The organism is Flavobacteriaceae bacterium HL-DH10, assembly GCA_031826515.1.
GTDB lineage: Bacteria > Bacteroidota > Bacteroidia > Flavobacteriales > Flavobacteriaceae > Thalassobellus > Thalassobellus suaedae.
The window spans coordinates 205,156-224,864 of record CP134536.1 but is presented as its reverse complement, the minus strand read 5'-3'; the positions used below and the strand labels follow the sequence as shown (position 1 = coordinate 224,864).

General features: G+C 30.5%; 17 protein-coding genes. 9 read left to right on the top strand and 8 right to left on the bottom strand.

What is annotated here, in order from left to right; genetic code table 11:
* Position 1: 1 nt before the first annotated feature.
* The 3 genes from RHP49_00865 to smpB all read right to left on the bottom strand — a co-directional run bounded on the left by RHP49_00865 (position 2) and on the right by smpB (position 1,646).
* The gene (locus RHP49_00865) at positions 2 to 547 is read right to left on the bottom strand and encodes a pyridoxamine 5'-phosphate oxidase family protein (protein WNH12825.1); all 546 of its coding nucleotides are present in this window, start codon (positions 545 to 547) and stop codon (positions 2 to 4) included.
* A 25-nt stretch (positions 548 to 572) separates the two neighbouring features.
* Positions 573 to 1,103: a hypothetical protein gene (locus RHP49_00860; protein WNH12824.1), complete on the bottom strand. Its 531-nt coding sequence runs from the start codon at positions 1,101 to 1,103 to the stop codon at positions 573 to 575.
* 84 nt (positions 1,104 to 1,187) lie between these two features.
* On the bottom strand, positions 1,188 to 1,646 hold the full coding sequence (gene smpB, locus RHP49_00855) for an SsrA-binding protein SmpB (GenBank protein ID WNH12823.1): 459 nt from the start codon (positions 1,644 to 1,646) through the stop codon (positions 1,188 to 1,190).
* Positions 1,647 to 1,782: 136 nt separating this feature from the next.
* Here smpB and RHP49_00850 point away from each other — a divergent pair, with 136 nt between their 5' ends.
* The 3 genes from RHP49_00850 (at position 1,783) to RHP49_00840 (ending at position 5,813) form a co-directional block, all read left to right on the top strand.
* Complete coding sequence (locus RHP49_00850) at positions 1,783 to 3,354, top strand: S41 family peptidase (protein ID WNH12822.1); 1,572 nt, start codon at positions 1,783 to 1,785, stop codon at positions 3,352 to 3,354.
* Between the two features lie 146 nt (positions 3,355 to 3,500).
* Positions 3,501 to 4,901, top strand: coding sequence for a dihydrolipoyl dehydrogenase (lpdA, locus tag RHP49_00845; GenBank protein WNH12821.1), 1,401 nt, complete (start codon positions 3,501 to 3,503; stop codon positions 4,899 to 4,901).
* A gap of 156 nt (positions 4,902 to 5,057) precedes the next feature.
* Positions 5,058 to 5,813, top strand: coding sequence for a hypothetical protein (locus RHP49_00840; GenBank protein ID WNH12820.1), 756 nt, complete (start codon positions 5,058 to 5,060; stop codon positions 5,811 to 5,813).
* 44 nt (positions 5,814 to 5,857) lie between these two features.
* On the opposite strand, the gene RHP49_00835 is transcribed toward RHP49_00840, so the two are convergent.
* Positions 5,858 to 6,640 carry a S1/P1 nuclease gene (locus RHP49_00835; protein WNH12819.1) on the bottom strand — a complete coding sequence of 261 codons (783 nt, stop codon included), beginning with the start codon at positions 6,638 to 6,640 and terminating at the stop codon, positions 5,858 to 5,860.
* 379 nt (positions 6,641 to 7,019) lie between these two features.
* Here RHP49_00835 and RHP49_00830 point away from each other — a divergent pair, with 379 nt between their 5' ends.
* The 3 genes from RHP49_00830 (at position 7,020) to RHP49_00820 (ending at position 11,218) form a co-directional block, all read left to right on the top strand.
* The gene (locus RHP49_00830) at positions 7,020 to 7,589 is read left to right on the top strand and encodes a sigma-70 family RNA polymerase sigma factor (GenBank protein WNH12818.1); all 570 of its coding nucleotides are present in this window, start codon (positions 7,020 to 7,022) and stop codon (positions 7,587 to 7,589) included.
* 219 nt (positions 7,590 to 7,808) lie between these two features.
* Entirely contained in the window at positions 7,809 to 8,636 is an 828-nt protein-coding gene (locus RHP49_00825) for a mechanosensitive ion channel (GenBank protein ID WNH12817.1), read from the top strand.
* Positions 8,637 to 8,785: 149 nt separating this feature from the next.
* Positions 8,786 to 11,218 carry a glycoside hydrolase family 31 protein gene (locus RHP49_00820; GenBank protein ID WNH12816.1) on the top strand — a complete coding sequence of 811 codons (2,433 nt, stop codon included), beginning with the start codon at positions 8,786 to 8,788 and terminating at the stop codon, positions 11,216 to 11,218.
* 59 nt (positions 11,219 to 11,277) lie between these two features.
* Here the strand turns inward: RHP49_00820 and RHP49_00815 are convergent, their stop codons facing one another.
* Together RHP49_00815 and RHP49_00810 are read right to left on the bottom strand one after the other, a co-directional pair.
* Positions 11,278 to 11,994 (bottom strand): LytTR family DNA-binding domain-containing protein, encoded by a 717-nt coding sequence (locus tag RHP49_00815; GenBank protein WNH12815.1) that lies wholly within the window; start codon positions 11,992 to 11,994, stop codon positions 11,278 to 11,280.
* Entirely contained in the window at positions 11,995 to 13,050 is a 1,056-nt protein-coding gene (locus RHP49_00810; protein WNH12814.1) for a histidine kinase, read from the bottom strand. It abuts the gene before it with no gap.
* A gap of 191 nt (positions 13,051 to 13,241) precedes the next feature.
* Here RHP49_00810 and RHP49_00805 point away from each other — a divergent pair, with 191 nt between their 5' ends.
* From RHP49_00805 to RHP49_00795, 3 genes are all read left to right on the top strand, one after another.
* A complete protein-coding gene (locus RHP49_00805; GenBank protein WNH12813.1) occupies positions 13,242 to 13,655 on the top strand; it encodes a MotA/TolQ/ExbB proton channel family protein in 414 nt (137 codons plus the stop codon).
* A gap of 139 nt (positions 13,656 to 13,794) precedes the next feature.
* Positions 13,795 to 15,981, top strand: coding sequence for a DPP IV N-terminal domain-containing protein (locus RHP49_00800; GenBank protein ID WNH12812.1), 2,187 nt, complete (start codon positions 13,795 to 13,797; stop codon positions 15,979 to 15,981).
* Positions 15,982 to 16,114: 133 nt separating this feature from the next.
* The gene (locus RHP49_00795) at positions 16,115 to 17,401 is read left to right on the top strand and encodes a serine hydrolase domain-containing protein (protein ID WNH12811.1); all 1,287 of its coding nucleotides are present in this window, start codon (positions 16,115 to 16,117) and stop codon (positions 17,399 to 17,401) included.
* A 5-nt stretch (positions 17,402 to 17,406) separates the two neighbouring features.
* Here the strand turns inward: RHP49_00795 and RHP49_00790 are convergent, their stop codons facing one another.
* Together RHP49_00790 and RHP49_00785 are read right to left on the bottom strand one after the other, a co-directional pair.
* Positions 17,407 to 18,717, bottom strand: a complete 1,311-nt coding sequence (locus RHP49_00790) for a voltage-gated chloride channel family protein (protein ID WNH12810.1) — start codon at positions 18,715 to 18,717, stop codon at positions 17,407 to 17,409.
* Between the two features lie 533 nt (positions 18,718 to 19,250).
* Positions 19,251 to 19,562, bottom strand: coding sequence for a GIY-YIG nuclease family protein (locus RHP49_00785; protein WNH12809.1), 312 nt, complete (start codon positions 19,560 to 19,562; stop codon positions 19,251 to 19,253).
* Positions 19,563 to 19,709 lie beyond the last annotated feature (147 nt).

The following is a 19,709-nucleotide window of genomic DNA, read 5'->3' as shown; positions in this document are numbered from 1 at the left end:
GTTAGCTGGAGATGATATTAGTTTCAAAACCATCAATACTTTTTGTGTTTTTTTCCTGCCAATACGTTTTTATTTTTTCTTTACCTTGTTTTTCAGACCAAGAATTTAGCATGCCGCGTTCTTCTTTAAAATCCATAAAAGGCACTGAGTAGCCACAAGAGGTTTGCACTAAATCAATATCTAATTCTATAATTTGTCTTGAGCCTGTATTTTGTTCGAATAAATCAATATACTGATGAAATTCGGCATCCCTTTCGTGATATATTTTAGCATTTCCGTAAAGTCTTAAAATAAGAGGTTTGCCTTCAAAAGCACAAAACATAACAGTCATTCTATCATTTTTTAAAAGATGTGCAGCAGTTTCGTTACCACTCCCAGTAAGGTTTAACCAAACCAATTTATTGGGATTTAAAACCCGAAGGCTATCATGTCCTTTTGGTGAAATATTAACGCGGCCATCTTGAGCAGCTGTACCCACAAAAAAAATGTTTTGTTCTTTGATGAAGTCTTGTAATTCTAGACTGATTTTTGAAAACTGCTTTCCCATAATAGAGTAATTTTTAAATAGTAATTTATCTTAAAAACTCTTTAGGAATTGGCTGTCTTTCGGTTTCTTGTGTCCAGTAAATGTTAACTATCCACCAGCGTTCGCCGTCATTTAGTAATTGAATACTATTAATGCCTCGCATAAATGGTTTTTCATCAGCTTCACTGTAAAAGGATTCATAAGTACTAAATACTTGAGAAATTTTCCCAAAAGTATCTACTTTGCGATGTATTTCTTTTTCAAAAAAGCCATTTTCAACAAGCCATTTTTCAGAGTTTTTAATATAATCGTCTGGTTTCATGTAGCGTATTTCATAGATACCTTCTTTATTTTTCCATGAAGGAATTAATTTAGCATTAGGTTTAAATAAGAATTTAAAAAGTGCCCAATCTCTTTCGGTACCTTTTTCACCAGAAATCACATGATATAGAGATTCTATAGTATTATTAAGTGTTGATACGTTTTTAGAGTAATCTTTTTCAGATTCGTTTTTTTCTTGAGAATGAGATGTTATTGATATAAAACTTATCGCTAATACTAATAGAAGGTTTTTCATTTATAGAATGTTGTAATAATTTAAGAGTACAAATTAAAGATTAGTAAAGTGTTGAAGCGTTAAGGGTTTCTTAAAATTAAAAATCTACTTATAAATTTTCTTAATTCTATCTAAATCACGTTTGTTATCACGATCCTTAATACTTTCTCGCTTATCATAGAGTTTTTTCCCTTTTGCTAGAGCAATTACCATTTTAGCATAGCCTTTATCATTAATAAATAAGCGTAAAGGCACAATGGTAAGTCCTGTATTTTGAACTTCTTTAAGTAATTTTTTTAATTCTTTTTTATTTAAAAGGAGTTTACGTTCTGCTTTTGGTCTGTGGTTGTAGTAATTACCAAATGCATACTCTTCAATAGTCATATTAATAACAAAAAGTTCACCACGTTCGTTAAACTCACAAAAACTTTCAGCAATACTAGCTCTACTGCTTCGTATCGATTTTATTTCGGTTCCTGTTAATACAATACCAGCCGTATACTTATCTAATATTTCATATAGAAAGCGGGCTTTTTTGTTTTGTATGTTTATGTTTTTTTGCATGAACCACAAAACTACATAAATTTATTTTCAAGGTTGATTGAAATTGTTGAAAAGTTAAATAATGTGTAATAGATTTTGAATTTGCTTAAATACAAGTATTTTAGTTGTTCGCTAAAAATTATCATTTATAATTTATATGAAGACACTGTTTTGTTCTATACTTATTTTAATACTCCTAGTCTCATGTAATAGCGTTAAAAAATATAATGAACAAACTAGTAGTTTACATGCTGTTGAAGATTTACGCAGTGATGTTGATAAAGTTTACAATCAATTAAAACGACATCATCCAAAACTATATCAATACACATCTAAAGAAGATTTGGATTTTAAATTTGATAGTCTTAAAACTTCAATAAAATCACCAATAAATTCACGTGAGTTCTATAAAAAGCTATCACCTGTGGTAAGGTTTGTAAGACAGGGGCATATCTCGGTAGGATCTGTTAATAAACGATTTACTAGAAAAGAACGTAAACTATTAAAAAAGAAGAAATTTCAATTTTACGATTTAGATTTTGAATATTTAAACCAGAAACTTTGGGTGACTAATGTTAGAGAAGAAGATTCAACTCTAGTAGGGTGTGAGGTTTTTAAAATAGAAGATGATTTGGCTACTGATTTAGTGAAACTATATAAGAAACGTTTTGCTTCCGATGGATATAACCAAACACTATACAATAGATATGTAGGCAAAGGGTTTCCGTATTTTTATTATAAAGATAAAGGCTTTTTAGATAGTTTAACTCTAACATTTAAATTGAAAGATTCTTTATTTAATAGAACTTTTAAGCGTATTCCAAAAGATAAAGAGCAGGTTAAATTAGCAAAGAAGCGCAAACTAACTAAAACAGAGAAAAAGAATAATCGCATTGCAGCTAAAGAAAAAAATAAGAATGATAGAAAGTATGGTTTTATAAAAAAAGATAAAAGTTATACAAGAAACTTCAAGTTTTTAGAGGTAGATCCTACTGTGGGTTATATGAAGATTAAAGCTTTTGGTAATAGAAATTATAAAAAGTTTTATAAAGAAAGTTTTGCCAAATTAGATTCGGCTAAAACAAAAAATCTCATTCTCGATTTGAGAGATAATGTAGGTGGGAGAATTTCTGAAGTAGATTATTTATATGCTTATTTAACAGATAAGAATTATAAACTTATTGAAGAAAGCGAAGTGGCCAATAGATTACCATATTTAAGTTTTTTAATGAGTGATGCAAGTCCAAATGCATTAAAAATTGTTTCAGGACTATTCTCGCCATTTATTGTTATTCATAATTTAATTAAAACAAAAAAACGTGATGGGAGATTCTATTATAACCTTAGATTCTCAAAAGAGAAAGCACCTAAATCAATGCATTATAGCGGAAATTTATATGTACTCATTAACGGAAATTCTTTTTCGGCATCATCTCTCATTTCAACACATCTCAAAACAAACAAAAGAGTGGTTTTTGTTGGTGAAGAAACAGGAGGTGCATATAATGGATGTGTGGCTGGTATTTATAAAATTTATGAAATGCCAACATCAAAACTTAAAATTAGAATGGGGTTAATGCAAGTAGAAACCTCCTATAAACAAAACCCAGATGGTTATGGTGTAAAGCCAGATGTTAAAATATTACCAACAATTAAAGATAGAAATTTGAAAAAAGACCCAGAACTAGAATGGGTTTTAGCAAACATTAAGAAAAAGAAGAATTCGTAATTAAAAGTTCGTGTTATTGCGAATATTTATCCACTTTATTATCAAAATTATAAATTCACCTATAAAGCATTGTTTTTTATTGCCTTCCCATAAAACATTTGTATTTTTGATATTGATTTTTAAAAAACGAACGTCAAAAATATATTATGAATTCATACGATGTAGCCGTTATAGGCTCAGGTCCTGGAGGATATGTTGCAGCTATACGTTGCGCACAATTAGGCATGAAAACTGCCATTATTGAAAAATATAATACACTAGGTGGTACTTGCCTAAATGTAGGTTGTATACCAAGTAAAGCGCTTTTAGATTCGTCACATCATTACGAAGATGCTATAAAACATTTTGAAGAGCATGGAATTGAAATTCCTGGCGATATTAAAGTGAATTTAGAAAAAATGATAGCTCGTAAACAAGCTGTTGTAGATCAAACTACAGGTGGGATTGATTTTTTAATGAAGAAAAATAACATTGATGTTTATCAAGGTTTAGGAAGCTTTAAAGATGCAACCCATATTACAATTTCTGGCGACGAAACGACTGAGATTGAAGCAAAAAACACCATTATTGCTACCGGTAGTAAGCCGTCAAACTTACCGTTTATAAAATTAGATAAAGAGCGAGTTATTACATCTACCGAAGCTTTGAAACTAAAAGAAATTCCAAAACATTTAATTGTTATTGGTGGTGGTGTTATTGGTTTAGAATTAGGACAAGTTTATAAAAGATTAGGTGCAGAGGTATCAGTTGTTGAGTTTATGGACCGTATTATTCCAACTATGGATTCTGGTCTTTCTAAAGAGCTTAATAAAGTTTTAAAGAAACAAAAATTCAAAATTAATATTTCTCATAAAGTAAAATCTGTAGAGCGTGTTGGCGATGAAGTTATTGTGAAAGCAGACAATAAAAAAGGTGAAGAAGTAGAGTTTAAAGGCGACTATTGTTTAGTGTCTGTTGGCCGTCGTCCATATACCGATGGTTTAAATGCAGAAGCTGCAGGGGTAAAACTAACCGATAGAGGTCAAGTTGAGGTTAACGATCATTTACAAACAAGTGCATCAAATATTTATGCTATTGGCGATGTTGTAAAAGGCGCTATGTTAGCTCATAAAGCTGAAGAAGAAGGCGTTTTTGTTGCTGAAACTATTGCAGGTCAAAAACCACATATCGATTATAATTTAATTCCAGGTGTTGTTTATACATGGCCAGAAGTTGCTGCGGTTGGTAAAACCGAAGAGCAATTAAAAGAAGCGGGAATAGCTTATAAAACAGGTCAGTTTCCAATGCGTGCTTTAGGTCGAAGTCGTGCTAGTATGGATTTAGATGGTTTTGTAAAGATTTTAGCAGATAAAACTACCGATGAAATTTTAGGCGTGCATATGGTTGGTGCTCGTGCTGCCGATATGATTGCCGAAGCTGTTGTAGCTATGGAATATAGAGCATCTGCTGAAGATGTATCTCGTATGTCACATGCGCATCCAACATTTACCGAAGCTATTAAAGAAGCTGCTTTAGCGGCTACGGATGATAGAGCGTTACATATTTAATATATGAATCACGTGTTTTTATAAATATTTAAAAGCAACCTTTTTTAGGTTGCTTTTTTTGATTTAACCTATTATATGAAAAAAGGATTAATTGTTTTATATCTTATCAGTTTAGTTTCGTGTTCACCTAAATTAAGGAGTTCTATAATTAAAAAAATGCCTGAACTTTCTAAAGATGAATTGGTAGTTGTAATGGATATTGTTGATGATCAAAAAATTTTAGGAGAAAAAATAGGTGAAATAAAAGCTACAGATAATGGTTTGTCAAATAACTGTTCTTATTATGAAAATATTAATAACTTAAAAGAATTAGCTAGACAGTCTGGAGCGAATCTTATAAAAATAACTAGGCATAAACCTGCAGATAAATTTAGTACATGTCATAGGTTATGGGCTAATATTTATATAGTGGAAAATGCAAAAGTGTATGAAACCGAAATAGAGTGGTCTGCTAATAGAAAATTAACATGGGAGGATTTTAAAGGGCAACCAGATATTGAAAATTTTCCAAATGCCTTAGCGGTTACAAATTCTGGTTTTGGTTATGAATCTGGTAGTTTAAGTTTCTTTAAAGAAGGTAAACTTTTTGTGAGAAACTTATTTTATAATCATGGGAGTTGGGTGTTGCCAAAAGGAAAAACAGATTATGTTTTAAGGCATGAACAAATTCATTTCGATATCACAGAAATTTATACTAGGATATTACGAAAAGCATTAATTGATGCTAATATAACGACTAATAACTCAAATAGAGCGCAGCTTATCTTTGAGAGTATTAAGAACGATTGGCAAAAACGTCAAGAAGATTATGATTATAAAACCCAACATGGTTTGAAAAAAGAAACTCAAGAAGAATGGGAAGCCATAGTAACACTTGAATTGGCTAGGTATGATTTATACAAATCCAATTAGTCTTTTAATGATGAAGTTTTTTCAACTTTAGACAAAGGGCTTATTTAAAACAAATCATTCAAAATCTTAGCTAATCGAATACCTCCTTTTTGAAGTTGTGTTCTTACGGTTTTAAAATTATCATAAGAATACCGGTAACGCAAATTTTCATCAGGTTTAACGTTCGCATATACTTGTCTTGTTAGTTTATGTGTGTCATTAACCCAATCAATCAGACTTCCTTTTTGTATTGCTTTTACCTGTTCTTTGTTTAATACGTTAGCATTTTCGGCAAGTTCGCTATAACTCATGTCGTAACTATTAATCATTTTTGTATCCCAAACAGCGTGTAAATTAGTGTCATTGTAAAACCATTGTAGTTTAAAATCATTTCCACCTTTATCTTCTGCAAGTCCAACATGCATAGGTTGATGTAAATCACCAATAAAATGAATTAATAGTTTAAGGTAAAATGCTTTGTCTTCATCGCTAGAATTGTCATCTTTAATTATTTTGATACAATGCTCAATGCCGGTTATGAGGTCTCCCGATTCATTTTTTTTAGATTCTTCATAATTTGATTCTAAAGGTATATTAATATAATGCCATGTATAAAAATCATTATATCTTTTATCCGATTTTATATCATCTGCATACGTAGATACAAATGCTAATGATTCGTTATGTAGTAATTCTCTAAGCTTTCTTTTAGTTTTTGATTTAAGGTACTGGTCGGCAATCTCACCAACCACTCGGTGTCCTGTTGAACCCCAAAAATCATCAGAGGCATAGTTGTAATTAGGAGATAAAAAAAGAACAATTAGTAAGCAAACAAAAGGTATTCTCATGGGGTAATTGTTTAATAGAATAAGATGAATTATTTAATAGAATAAAATTAGTAAAAAAATACTTTATAATACCACCTTTCAACTTTTCATATGCCAATTAAGTTGTTATTTATATCATCAACAAAAAAGTAGGCATAATCATCGGCAAGTATCATATTTTATTTTATAAAATGTAGGCGTTTATTTTAAAATTAAAGCTTTTCTGTTTTTGTTTTAAAAACAGGTTCTTAAATAACAATTTGCGTATTGAATGCGTATTAACTATTCGCTTTTTCAGACCTCAATAGTTATATTTTTAATTTTCACAAAATACGTGTGACTTTTAAAAAAAAGAAGTGTCTTAAAGACGATAACAACTAAATAGCGAAAGCTACATTATTTGAGGACCCTAGAAAATATTAATGAATTATCAGACGAAGAACTGGTAGATGGTATTGTAAAAAATAATGACACATTACTTTTTGAGATTTTGTATGACAGGTATGCTATGCTAGTATATAACAAGTGTTATGGGTTTGCAAATAATGAGGATGAAGCTAAAGATTTAACGCAAGATGTGTTTTTAAAACTCTTTATAAAGTTAGCTAGTTTTAAAGGGAAGTCTAAATTTTCAACATGGTTATATTCATTTACATATAATCATTGCGTAAATTATGTAACTAGAAATACGGCTAAAAAGTTTGAAAAACAATCAGTGGATTATACTGATATTGAAAATCTTTCAGATGATGAAGATGATACGGGGTTTTTAAGTATGAAGGTTGATAAATTGAAGGTAGCTTTAGAGCTAATTTCTCCAGAGGAGAAAATGATTTTATTATTAAAATACCAAGATTCTCTTTCTATAAAAGAGATTGAAAGTGTTTTAGGAATAGGAGAAAGTGCGGTTAAAATGAGAATTAAACGTGCTAAAGACAAATTACAAACTGTATACGCTAATAACCTTTAATAATGGAGAATCCGTTTAAATATGTAGACCAGCCTCTTAAGGAAGTTCCGAAAGAACTTAAGTCTAAGGTTATGAGTGATATTGCCATGGCAAAATTACTTATGGATCTAGCTACATTATTCTCTTATAATGTAGGAGACCTTATTGAGTCTGTAATAAATAAGAGAAAAAAATAAAATATAAATAACTCAAAGTAATAGTAACAAAAAATATTAAATCATGGAAAAAGCAGCAGAGTGGAAAAATATTGCCATGGAATCTTTAAATGTCATGTGGATAGAGGTAACAAAGGTGTTTCCTAGTATAATAGGCGCCATTATTGTCTTGATTTTCGGGTGGTTGATTACAAAAATAATAGTTCGCATTGTTAAAAAGGTTTTAAAGCTAGCTAATGCCAATAAAATAGATGATAAATTAAATGATATAGAAATAATTGAAGGTAAAAAATTGAATTTTGATACCGTTAAAATTGTTTCAAACTTTGTAAAATGGATCATGTATATTATACTGATAATTATGGTGTCAGATATATTAAATTTAACCATGATTTCGGAACAAATAAGTTATCTCCTGGGGTATTTACCACAATTATTTGCAGCCATAGTAATCTTTACTATCGGATTAGTTTTAGCAAGCGTTATTAAAAAAGGTCTAAAATCTTTTTTTGATTCTATGGATTTATCAGGAGCAAAAATTATAAGTCAGGTGGTGTTTTTTATTATCTTAATTTTTACATCTATAACCGCACTAAATCAAGCAGGCGTTGATACTGATATTATTACGAGTAATATTACCATGATATTGGCTGCCTTTTTATTAGCCTTTGCTTTGGCTTTTGGTTTTGGAGCGCAAAAAATAGTGAGCGATTTATTAAAAACATTTTATGCGAGAAAAACATATGAGATAGGACAAAATATAGAATTTAATAACGTTAAAGGTGAGGTAGAATCTATTGATGGTACATCGGTAACTTTAAAAATGGTAGAAGGTAAATTAGTAGTACCTATTAAAGATATTGTAGAGAGTCAAGTAAGAATTCAAGATTAATTTTAATTTAGGGTAAATATTTGGTTGGTTATTTCTTGTGTTCTAAAAACCTCTTTATATATCCCTTTTCATTCATTTGGAAAGGGATTTTTTATGATATTATAAAATAAATGTTATTTTTACACTTATTAATTGTGTAAGATTATATTATGAAGAAAAAGTTTAGTTTATTATTGATTCTTGTATTTGCTTTTAATTTTCTTGTCAAAGCGCAAGAAGATGAACAAACACTTAATGTTATTAATACTCAAATTAATAATATTAATGTTACTATTGAGTTTTATACTCCTGAAATAGTAAGAGTGTTAAAATCTCCCATAGGAAATGATTTTGAAAAGAAGAGCCATTCAGTAATTAAAACTCCAGAAAATCTTAATTTGAGTTTATTAGAAAATGTAAATGAAGTAATTATTTCTTCATTAAAATTAGCAGTTCATATAAATAAAAAAACAGGAAGCGTTTCTTTTGTTTCTTCAGATCAGAAACCATTACTTGTTGAGAAAGATTATGGCGTTCAGTTTACATCAATAAAAGATGTTGATGAGGATAGTTATGTAGTGCGTCAATCATATGTATTAGATAAAAATGAAGAAGTTTATGGTTTAGGGCAGTTTCAAGATGGAAACATGTCGCAAAGAAATCAAAAGTTACATCTTTTACAAGAAATTTTAATTACAGCTGTTCCTGTACTGCAATCTTCAAAAGGTTATGGCGTATTTTGGGATAATTATTCACCAACAGATTTTTCAGATAGTGTTTTCGAAACATCTTTTGAGTCTAGAGTAGGAGATTGTGTAGATTATTATTTTATGTATGGAGGTAATGCAGATGGCGTTGTAAAGCATATTAGAGATTTAACAGGACAAGCTCCTATGTTTCCTTATTGGACTTATGGCTATTGGCAAAGTAAAGAAAGATATGTAAGTCAAGACGAAGCGGTAGGGGTTGTAAAAAAGTATCGTGAATTAGGAGTTCCTATTGATGGACTTATTCAAGATTGGCAATATTGGGGCGATAATTACCATTGGAATGGGATGGAGTTTTTAAATCCAGAATTTCCAAACCCTAAGAAAATGATTGATGAGCTTCACAATTTAAATGCACATGTTATCTTTTCTATTTGGTCTTCTTTCGGTCCTGAAACAAAGCCTTTTAAAGAATTGAATGAAAAAGGGTTGTTATTTGATTTTAAAACATGGCCTTTAACAGATAAAAATACATGGCCGCAACCAAAAGATGCTAAAAGTTCTGGTGTAAAAGTTTATGATGCATATAATCCAAATGCTCGAGATATTTATTGGAAATACTTAAATAAAGGTATTTTTAGTTTAGGAAATGATGGTTGGTGGATGGATTCTACAGAACCTGATCATTTTGAGAGAGAAGATAAAGATTATGATGAACAAACCTATTTAGGATCGCTTAGAAAATACAGAAACTTATATCCTTTAAAAACAGTTGGAGGGGTTTATGACCATCAACGAGCAACTAGTGAAGATAAGCGTGTATTTATACTAACCCGTTCTGCTTTTGCAGGTCAACAACGCTACGGTGCCAACTCATGGTCTGGTGATGTAACAGCCAGTTGGCCTCTCTTTAAAAATCAGATTGCTGCAGGATTGAATTTTTCTTTAACTGGAATCCCATATTGGAATACCGATATTGGTGGCTTTTTCTTATCGCATTATCCAGAGAGAAATAATAATGAAGCTTATAAAGAATTGTATGTGCGTTGGTTGCAATATGGAACTTTTTGTCCTATGATGCGTTCTCATGGTACTGATGGTCCTCGTGAAATTTACCAATTTGGAGACAAAGGAACATGGGCTTATGATGCTATTGAAAAGTTTATCAATTTAAGATATAGGTTATTACCTTATATTTATTCTACATCATGGGATGTAACAGCAAATTCATCAAGTATGATTCGTGCATTAGTCATGGATTTTGCTGATGATAAGAATGCTTTGGATATTAATGATGAATATATGTTCGGGAAATCATTATTAGTTTGTCCTGTAACAGACCCAATGTATGTTGAGGTAGAGAAAAAAGGAAGTCATTATATTGGTGTTACAGAAGATTTTAGTGTTATAAAATCAAGAGCGGTTTATTTGCCAGAAAATACAAAATGGATAGATTTTTGGACAGGAAAAACATATGATGGAGGTCAAACCATTCAAGCTAAAGCAGCTATTGATGTTATGCCTTTATATGTGAAAGTTGGTTCAGTTTTACCAATGGGACCTTTCGTTCAATATGCTAATGAAAAAAATAGTACTCCTATAGAAATCCGTATTTATCCAGGAGCTGATGGTGAATTTACATTGTATGATGATGAAAAAGATAATTATAATTATGAAAAAGGATTATTTTCTACCATTAAGTTTAGTTGGAATGATGAAACCAAATCTTTAACAATAGGAAAAAGAGAAGGAGCTTTTCCTAAGATGATTAAAAAATGTCAATTTAATATTATAGTTGTTGATGATAACAATGGAAATGGTATGGAAACAATACCTAAAGCAAAGACTAAAACTATAATATATAAGGGAAAAGAATTGGTTTTAAAAATGAATTAAATTTATAAGTCTTAAAATCATAATCCCTTTTCATTCATTTGGAAAGGGATTTTTTTTGTTTAAAATTTTTCTAAAATATTTAAAACATCTTTTTTATAACTTCTACTAATTGGTAGCGATTTTTTATTAATAGTTATTTCTTCGTGTGTAAATGAAGTAATATTAGTTATCGATAAAATATAAGATCGATGTATTCTAATAAACTGTTCTTTTGGTAGTTTTGCTTCAATAGCACTTATGGTTTCTCTGGTAGTAATGGTTTCGTTGGCTAAGTGAATTTTTATATAATCGCTATAACTTTCAATATAGATAATAGCATTAAAGTCTATTTTTATCATACGTCTGTCTGAACGAACGAACATAAAATCATTATTGTTACTTTCTTGAATAGTGTTATTCTTAGTGTCACTATATATATCAAAGTAATTATTAACGGCTTTTAATAAACGATCGAACGAAATAGGTTTTAGTAAATAATCGACTGCTTGAAGCTCAAAGCCTTCAACAGCATAATCACGATAAGCAGTTGTGAAAATAATTTTAATGTCTTTGTTTATAGATTTAGCAAACGAAATCCCTGTTATTTCGGGCATGTTAATATCTAGAAAAACCAAATCTATGGTATGATTTCTTATAGTATTAAACGCTTCAATAGCGTTACTGCATTTGGCAACAATGTTAATGTTAGGTATTTTGTTTAAATGTGTTTCTATAATGTCTCTAGCTATAGTTTCATCATCTACAATAAGGCACGATATGTTATTGTTTTGTTGCAATTATTCTAGGATATTTAATATTAAGCTCACTTTAAATAAATGGCTGTCATTATTAATAGTTAGTGTGTAATTGTCTTTGTATAATAAATCTAAACGCTTTTGTATATTTTCTAATCCAATACCTTTAGATGATATGTCGTTGTCAGCACTCGTATTTTCTATATAAAAGTACAGTTTTTTGTCTTTACAGGATATATTAATATGTATGGATAATGTACCATTTTTTATAACCCCATGTTTAAAACTATTTTCAATAAAAGGTAATAAAAGCATGGGCGCTATTTTGGTGTGTTCTATAATGGTTTCGGTAACAAGTTCAATATTCAATGTGTTATTAAAACGCATTTTTTCTAATTCGATATAATCTTTAATGTGATTGATGTCGTCTATTAGAAGCACAAAAGGTTTGTCAACTTTATAAAGTAAATAATCTAATAAATTAGAAAGCTTTAAAATCATTTCTGGAGCTTCATCTGCTTTCTTTAACGCAAACCCATACATAGTATTTAAAGTGTTAAATAAGAAATGCGGGTGAATCTGCATTTTTAAATAATTCAACTCTTGCTCTTTAAGTTTGAGCTGTGTTTCTAATATTTTATTTTCTAGTTTGTTTTTTTGTTCAACATGATTTAAGTTAAGTTTTAGTAACTTAAAAGCACTTACAATAATGGTTACTAAATACACTCCAGTTGTAACTAATAGTATGTTTTTAGTCGCAGGGTTCATGTCGTTATATTCAAAATTCGCTAAATAAGTCAAACTAAAAAAGATAGAAACCATTATTAAATATCCAGAAATAATGAGGGTATATAAGCTGTAAATTATAAAGAGAAAATAACGTTTTGTAATAAGGTAATCTGGTATTAATTTATAAATAGAAACATAAGTGGTTGCTATGGTTATAGGCATTAAGAATAACGAAAAGGATAGAGTGTCGCTATAATTTTGATTTTCAGCTCCAAAGAAGTAAGTGAAAAAGAACAAAACAACACACCAAAACAATACATGTAATATTAACTGTCCTATTTTTTTTAAAATAAAATTATTTTTAAGCATACTTGATAAATAGTATTACAATAATAGTATATTTTTATAGAGAATTCTTTTTTTGTAGATGAATGACAGATTTAACAAGGGTTTTTGCTATTTGCAATATCCTGTTCTAATTTGGTTATTCACCGCATTTTTATATTTTGAAAAGCTATCTAAAGTAAGTTTGTGATATATTAATCAAAAAACGCACAGTTATGTATGTATTAGCACCATTAGTATTACCAAAATTATTAGTGGCTTCAAATCCTTTTGTAGATCGATTCAATGAAGGTGGTCCCTTTTTTATGTCGCTTATTCTTATTTGTTTTTTGTTGTCTCTTTTCTTTTTAGTTAGAGGTTTTATAAGCATTAAAAAGAATAGTGAGATTTCAAAAAAAATGATTCAATTAACTACAGATAGTAGCCTTTTAGGACTTACTATAGGCTTTTTAGGATCTGTAATAGGTTTAATTACAGCATTCGATTCTGTGGAAGCTATGGGGAATGCAAATCCTGCCGTTTTTGCTGGCGGACTTAAAGTGTCTTTATTAACAGCAGTTTTTGGGCTTTTTACTTTTGTTATTGCGAGAATTGGTATTCTTATTTTAAGAGGGTTACAAAAAAAATAAAAGTATTGAATTTTTCAGTTCAAAATCCCTTTTCATTTATTTGAAAGGGTTTTTTTTGTTAAAGAATATCGCTTTTTTAATCAAAAAAACTAAATTCGTGTTTAAATAAAATAACCCGTTAATATTAAGAACAACCTACATGAAATATATTAAGCTTAGAACTTTTTTTACAGTAGTTTATTTTGTATTTATAAACCTTATTTATTCTCAACAAATTAATTGGGCTGAAGATGGTAATTCGTATTATAGAATAGAACAAAACGAAATTATACGAACCATACTGCCAAGTAATACTAAGAATATTTTTGTAACAAGAAAAATGCTTACGCCAGAAAACAGAAATCCAATTAATATTACAGCATTTAGTTTTTCAAAAGATTATTCAAAAATATTAATCTATACCAATACAAAAAAAGTTTGGAGGTTAAATACAGAAGGCGATTATTGGGTACTCGATTTAAAAACAAAATCATTGCAACAAGTAGGAATAAGTCTTCCAGAATCCTCACTTCGGTTTGCTAAATTTTCGCCTGATGCAACAAAAGTTGCTTATGTAAGCGAATTTAATCTTTATGTAGAAGATTTAGCTGCTCAAAAGATTACTAAACTAACTTTTGATGGAAACAGAAAATTAATTAATGGTACGTTCGATTGGGCTTATGAAGAAGAGTTTTCGTGTCGCGATGGTTTTCAATGGAGTCCAGATAGTGAGCGTATTGCTTTTTGGCAAATTGATGCTCGAAAAATTCGTGACTATAATATGATAAATTTCACTGATTCTGTATATTCACGTATTAACCCAGTAGAGTACCCTACAGCAGGTCAAAATCCGTCTCCAGCAAGAATAGGAGTTATTAAATTATCAAATCAAGAAAAAAAATGGCTTAATATTTTAGGAAATGCTAGTCAGCATTATTTGCCACGTATGGAATGGAATTCTGTAACTAATTTATTTGTACAACAATTGAATAGAAAACAGAATGAAAGTAAAATATTAAACTGTAATGTTATTACAAATGAAGTTAATCAGATTCATATTGAAAGTAATAAATCATGGATAAGTATTGTTAATGGATGGGAGGACACATATGAGTTAACATTCAGACATAAATTTAAGTGGATTAATAGCAACAAAGAGTTTTTATGGTTTAGTGAAAAAGATGGTTGGAGACATCTATATAGAATTGATATAACAGGAAAAGAAAAGCTTATAACAAAAGGTGATTATGATGTAATGGAAGTGTTAGCTGTCAATGAAAAAGCCAATCTTATTTATTTTTATGCATCACCAAATAATGCCACTCAAAAATATTTATACAAAACCAACTTAAATGGAAAAGGTACTGCTGTTCGAGTTACGCCTTCAGAATTATCTGGTACAAATATTTATTCTATATCACCAACTGGTAAGTATGCTTTTCATGTGTTTAATAATACTCATACAAAACCAGTGTATGGATTTATAACTTTACCAAATCATAAATTGGTGGATATTACTGAAAGTAATTTAACTAAAATAGAAAATTCTCAGGTAGAAAAAACGGTAGAATTTTTTAAGGTTAAAATAGCAGATGGAACAGAAATGGATGGTTTAATGGTGAAGCCAACTAATTTTGATGCTTCTAAAAAATATCCTGTTGTTTTTATGGTATATGCAGAACCTTGGGGGGCAAATGTGAAAGATACTTACAGAGTTGGATTTAACAGATTATATAATGGTAATATGGCTGACGACGGTTATATATACATGACTATAGATAATAGAGGTACACCTGTCCCAAAAGGTAGTGCTTGGCGAAAAGCGATATATAGAAATATTGGGAAAATCAATATTACCGATCAAGCCATGGCTGCAAAAGAAGTTTTAAAATGGGATTTTGTTGATGCCTCACGAGTTGCCGTTTGGGGATGGAGTGGTGGTGGTTCAACCACATTAAATTTAATGTTTCAATATCCAGATATTTACAAAACAGGTATTGCCATTGCAGCAGTAAGTAACCAACTTACTTACAATAATATTTATCAAGAGCGCTATATGGGCTTACCACAAGAAAATTTAAAAGATTTTATTGATGGCTCTCCAATTACACATGCTAAAAATTTAAAAGGAAATTTGTTATATATTCATGGTACAGGCGATGATAATGTACATTATAATAATGCCGAAATGTTAATTAATGAATTGGTAAAGTATAATAAACAATTTCAATTTATGGCGTATCCAAATAGAACACACTCTATTTCTGAAGGAGAAGGTACTAGTGAGCATTTACGAACCTTATATACAAACTATTTAAAACAAAATTGTCCTCCGGGAGGAAGATAAAAGTTCTAGTTCTGTTTATATTATATAAAACCCTTTTCATTTATTTGAAAGGGTTTTTTTATTTATAGATGATTATAATTATCATTAAAAAAGTAACTTAGCTTTTCTATAATGAAAACCAACTACTAAACCCATGAAAAAACTATTTTTAGTTTGCCTTACCGCATTTGTTTTATCGTCTTGTTTTAAGCAAACACCAGTATTACAATCCGAAGTACTTTCTATTGCAGTTCCTAGTTCAGTAGGTCTGGCAGAGACAAGACTAGATCGAATAGATTCGATGTTAACATATGCAGTTTCAGAAAACAAAATTCCTGGTGCGGTAGCTTTAATTGCTCGACATGGTAAAATAGTGTATTATAAAGCTTTTGGAATGGCTGATAATACTTCAAAAACCAATATGGAATTAGATCATATTTTTAGAATTGCATCGCAGTCTAAAGCTATTACTTCAACAGCTGTTATGATGTTGTGGGAAGAAGGGAAATTTAATTTAGACGATCCTATTTCAAAATATATTCCAGAATTTGGAGACGCACAACTTTTAGAATCTTTTAACGAAGCAGATTCATCATACACAACCAAACCAGCTAATAATCAAATAACTATTAGAAACTTATTAACGCATACATCGGGTATTGGTTACGGACAAATAGATAGTGATGTACGATTTAAAAAGTTATATGCAAAAGCAGGTATTGTAGATTTATTTACTACAGAAGATGTTGCTATTGCCGATAATATTAAAAAACTTGCCAAATTACCATTACATCACAATCCTGGTGAAAAGTTTACGTATAGTGAAGGTCTAGATGTGCTAGGGTATTTTGTTGAAATCATGTCAGGAATGCCTTTTGATGAATTTTTAAAAACTAGAATTTTCGAGCCTTTAAATATGCATGATACTCAATTTTATCTTCCAGAATCAAAATATGAAAGATTGGTAACCGTTCAAACCAAAGAAGGTAATGAATGGATAAAATACCCTGTAACGTTTTATGATACCGATTACCCTAAAACAGGAGCTAAACGTTTTTTCTCTGGTGGAGCAGGACTTTCAAGTACAGCAAAAGATTACGCCACGTTTCTGCAAATGTATTTAAACAAAGGAGAATTGAATGGTGTTAGACTTTTAAGTAGAACTACTGTGGAAACTATTTTAACCAATCAAATTCCTTATATATCTGAAAATATTGAAATGTCTCATGGATTAGCTTTTGCTTTAGTAGATAAGAAAAAACACGATTTAGGAGGTAATAGTAGTGAAGGTACTTTTGAATGGGGAGGTTACTTTAATACACAGTATTTTGCAGATCCTAAAGAAGATATTTTAGCAGTATTATTAAAACAAACTCAAAAGGTAAATGATGATACTGCAGGGAAATTTAGAATCTTGGTAAACCAAGCGATAGCAGATTAATAAGCTTATTTTTTTTCTTGTTTATCACGTCTCTTTTTAATATCAGAAAGCGGTAAGCCTTTTTCACGGATATAAAAATTGTTTTTCGGACTTCCAATAATTTGGGACGCATAAACGCCTGTATGTCCTGAAAATAGATAGGCCGTACTACAAGCCAAAGCTATAAAAACGCCCGCTTCTATTCCAAATAATTCAATGCCCATAATAGTACATGCAATAGGCGTATTGGTAGCACCTGCAAAAACGGCAACAAAACCCATGCCTGCAAGGAGTCCCATAGGTAACGGAATAAACCAAATGAGTACATTTCCTAAAGTGGCCCCAATAAAAAATAAAGGGGTTACTTCGCCACCTTTAAAACCAGCACCTAGAGTAAAAGAGGTGAGTAATACTTTTAGTAAAAAGTCATAAGAGTTCAGGTTGACATCAAAAGCATCAACAATAGTGGGAATACCTAAACCAATGTATTTAGTCGTTCCCATAAAATAGATAGTAACAGCTAAAATAACACCACCAATAACAGGACGCAATGGAGGGTATTTAATATATCTTTTAAATAAGTTACTCCAAAAATGAGTCGATTTTGAAAATAGCATGGCAACCAAACCAAAAATAATACCAGCAAGTAAAGCCCATAACAGGTTTATAGGATTCATTTCCACCACTTCAGAAATATGATAATGTGTATGCGATACGTTCCAGATTTCACAAAAATAGTTAGCAAAAACGGCAGCCATAAAACTCGGGATGATAGCATCTAATCTAATTCTTCCTAAAACTAATACCTCAAGAGCAAAGATACCACCTGCTAAAGGCGTTCCAAAAACGGAAGCAAAACCTGCGCTAATACCTGCAATCAAAAGAATTTGTCTATCGCGTTTAGAGAGTTTCAATATTTTTGTAAACTGGTCGGCAATGGCACCACCAATTTGTACAGCTGTACCCTCACGACCTGCCGATCCGCCAAATAAATGTGTTGCAATCGTACCAAAAAGCACCAAAGGAGCCATTTTAAAAGGGATGATTTTTTTTGGTGAGTGAAATTCTTCAAGTAATAAATTGTTTCCTTTTACAACGTCATTACCATACAAATGATACGATAAGCCAATAATAAAACCACCAATTGGTAGTAACCAAATAATCCATAAATGAGATTCTCTATACTGTGTTGCCCAATCTAAACTTGTCAGAAAGAAAGCCGAAACACTACCAGCAACAGCGCCTAAAAGCAAACAAATAAACACCCATTTTACAAGATAGAGTAGCGTGGGAACTTGTTCAATAGAGAGTAATAATTTTTTAATTCTAGCTATCATAAAGTGCAATGTGTTGCAAATATAAATTAAATATTAGATTAGGTGATTATTTTGAAAATCATTAGCTGTGTTAGTATGTGTCATCTTTAAATTTTAGAGTATTACTCTGTTATTTAAATTTTACTATATATGGTTCTAGGTGTGTTTAGTTATTCCTGCCTAGGTAGGAACCCACAAGGAAGTGACTGTTTTTATAGATTCCTGCCTACGCAGGAATGACAGTGCGTTTTCAAATTGAGTTTACGATGAATAGAAATCATAGAAACTTCTTTTTTTGTGCCGTTTATTATAATCCTTATGGCTTCTGGATTACTTGTGTTTTGTCATTCCTGCAAATCCCGATAGCTATCGGGAAGGAAACAACAAGAACGTAACTGTTTTTAAAGATTCCTGCCTGCGTAGTAATAACAGTATATTTACAACTTGAGTTTACAATAAACTGAAAATTATAAAACTACATATTCTTATTATAATTTTTGCTGTCTTTAGTTTTGTTCGGTTTTGTCATTCCTGCGGAGGCAGGAATCTATTACTCAATCAATTAAGAAAGTCCAATCCGAAGACAAATCATCCCAATTAGGGTTTTCTTCTACTAATAATTTAATTTTCCATTCACGTTTCCACTTTTTCATGTTTTTTTCTCTTTTAATAGCATCATTTACATATTGAAAGGATTCAAAATACATCAATTTATTTAGTCCATATTTTTTTGTAAACCCATCGACCAATTTATTTTTATGTTCAAACATTCTACGTTCAAGGTCGTTAGTGACTCCAATATAGAGCGTGCCATTTTTTTTGTTTGAAAGGATGTAGAGATAATATTGATGAATAGTTTTATACATGTATTCTTAAAAGCAGATTCCTGCCTGAGCAGGAATGACAACTGATTTATGAATTAGAAATGATAAGAACAACTGAAACTGTTATTTGTATACGCTTTTTTGTTTATTGTAGTTTTTGATTTGTAGCTTTTTGAAGTATGTGTATTC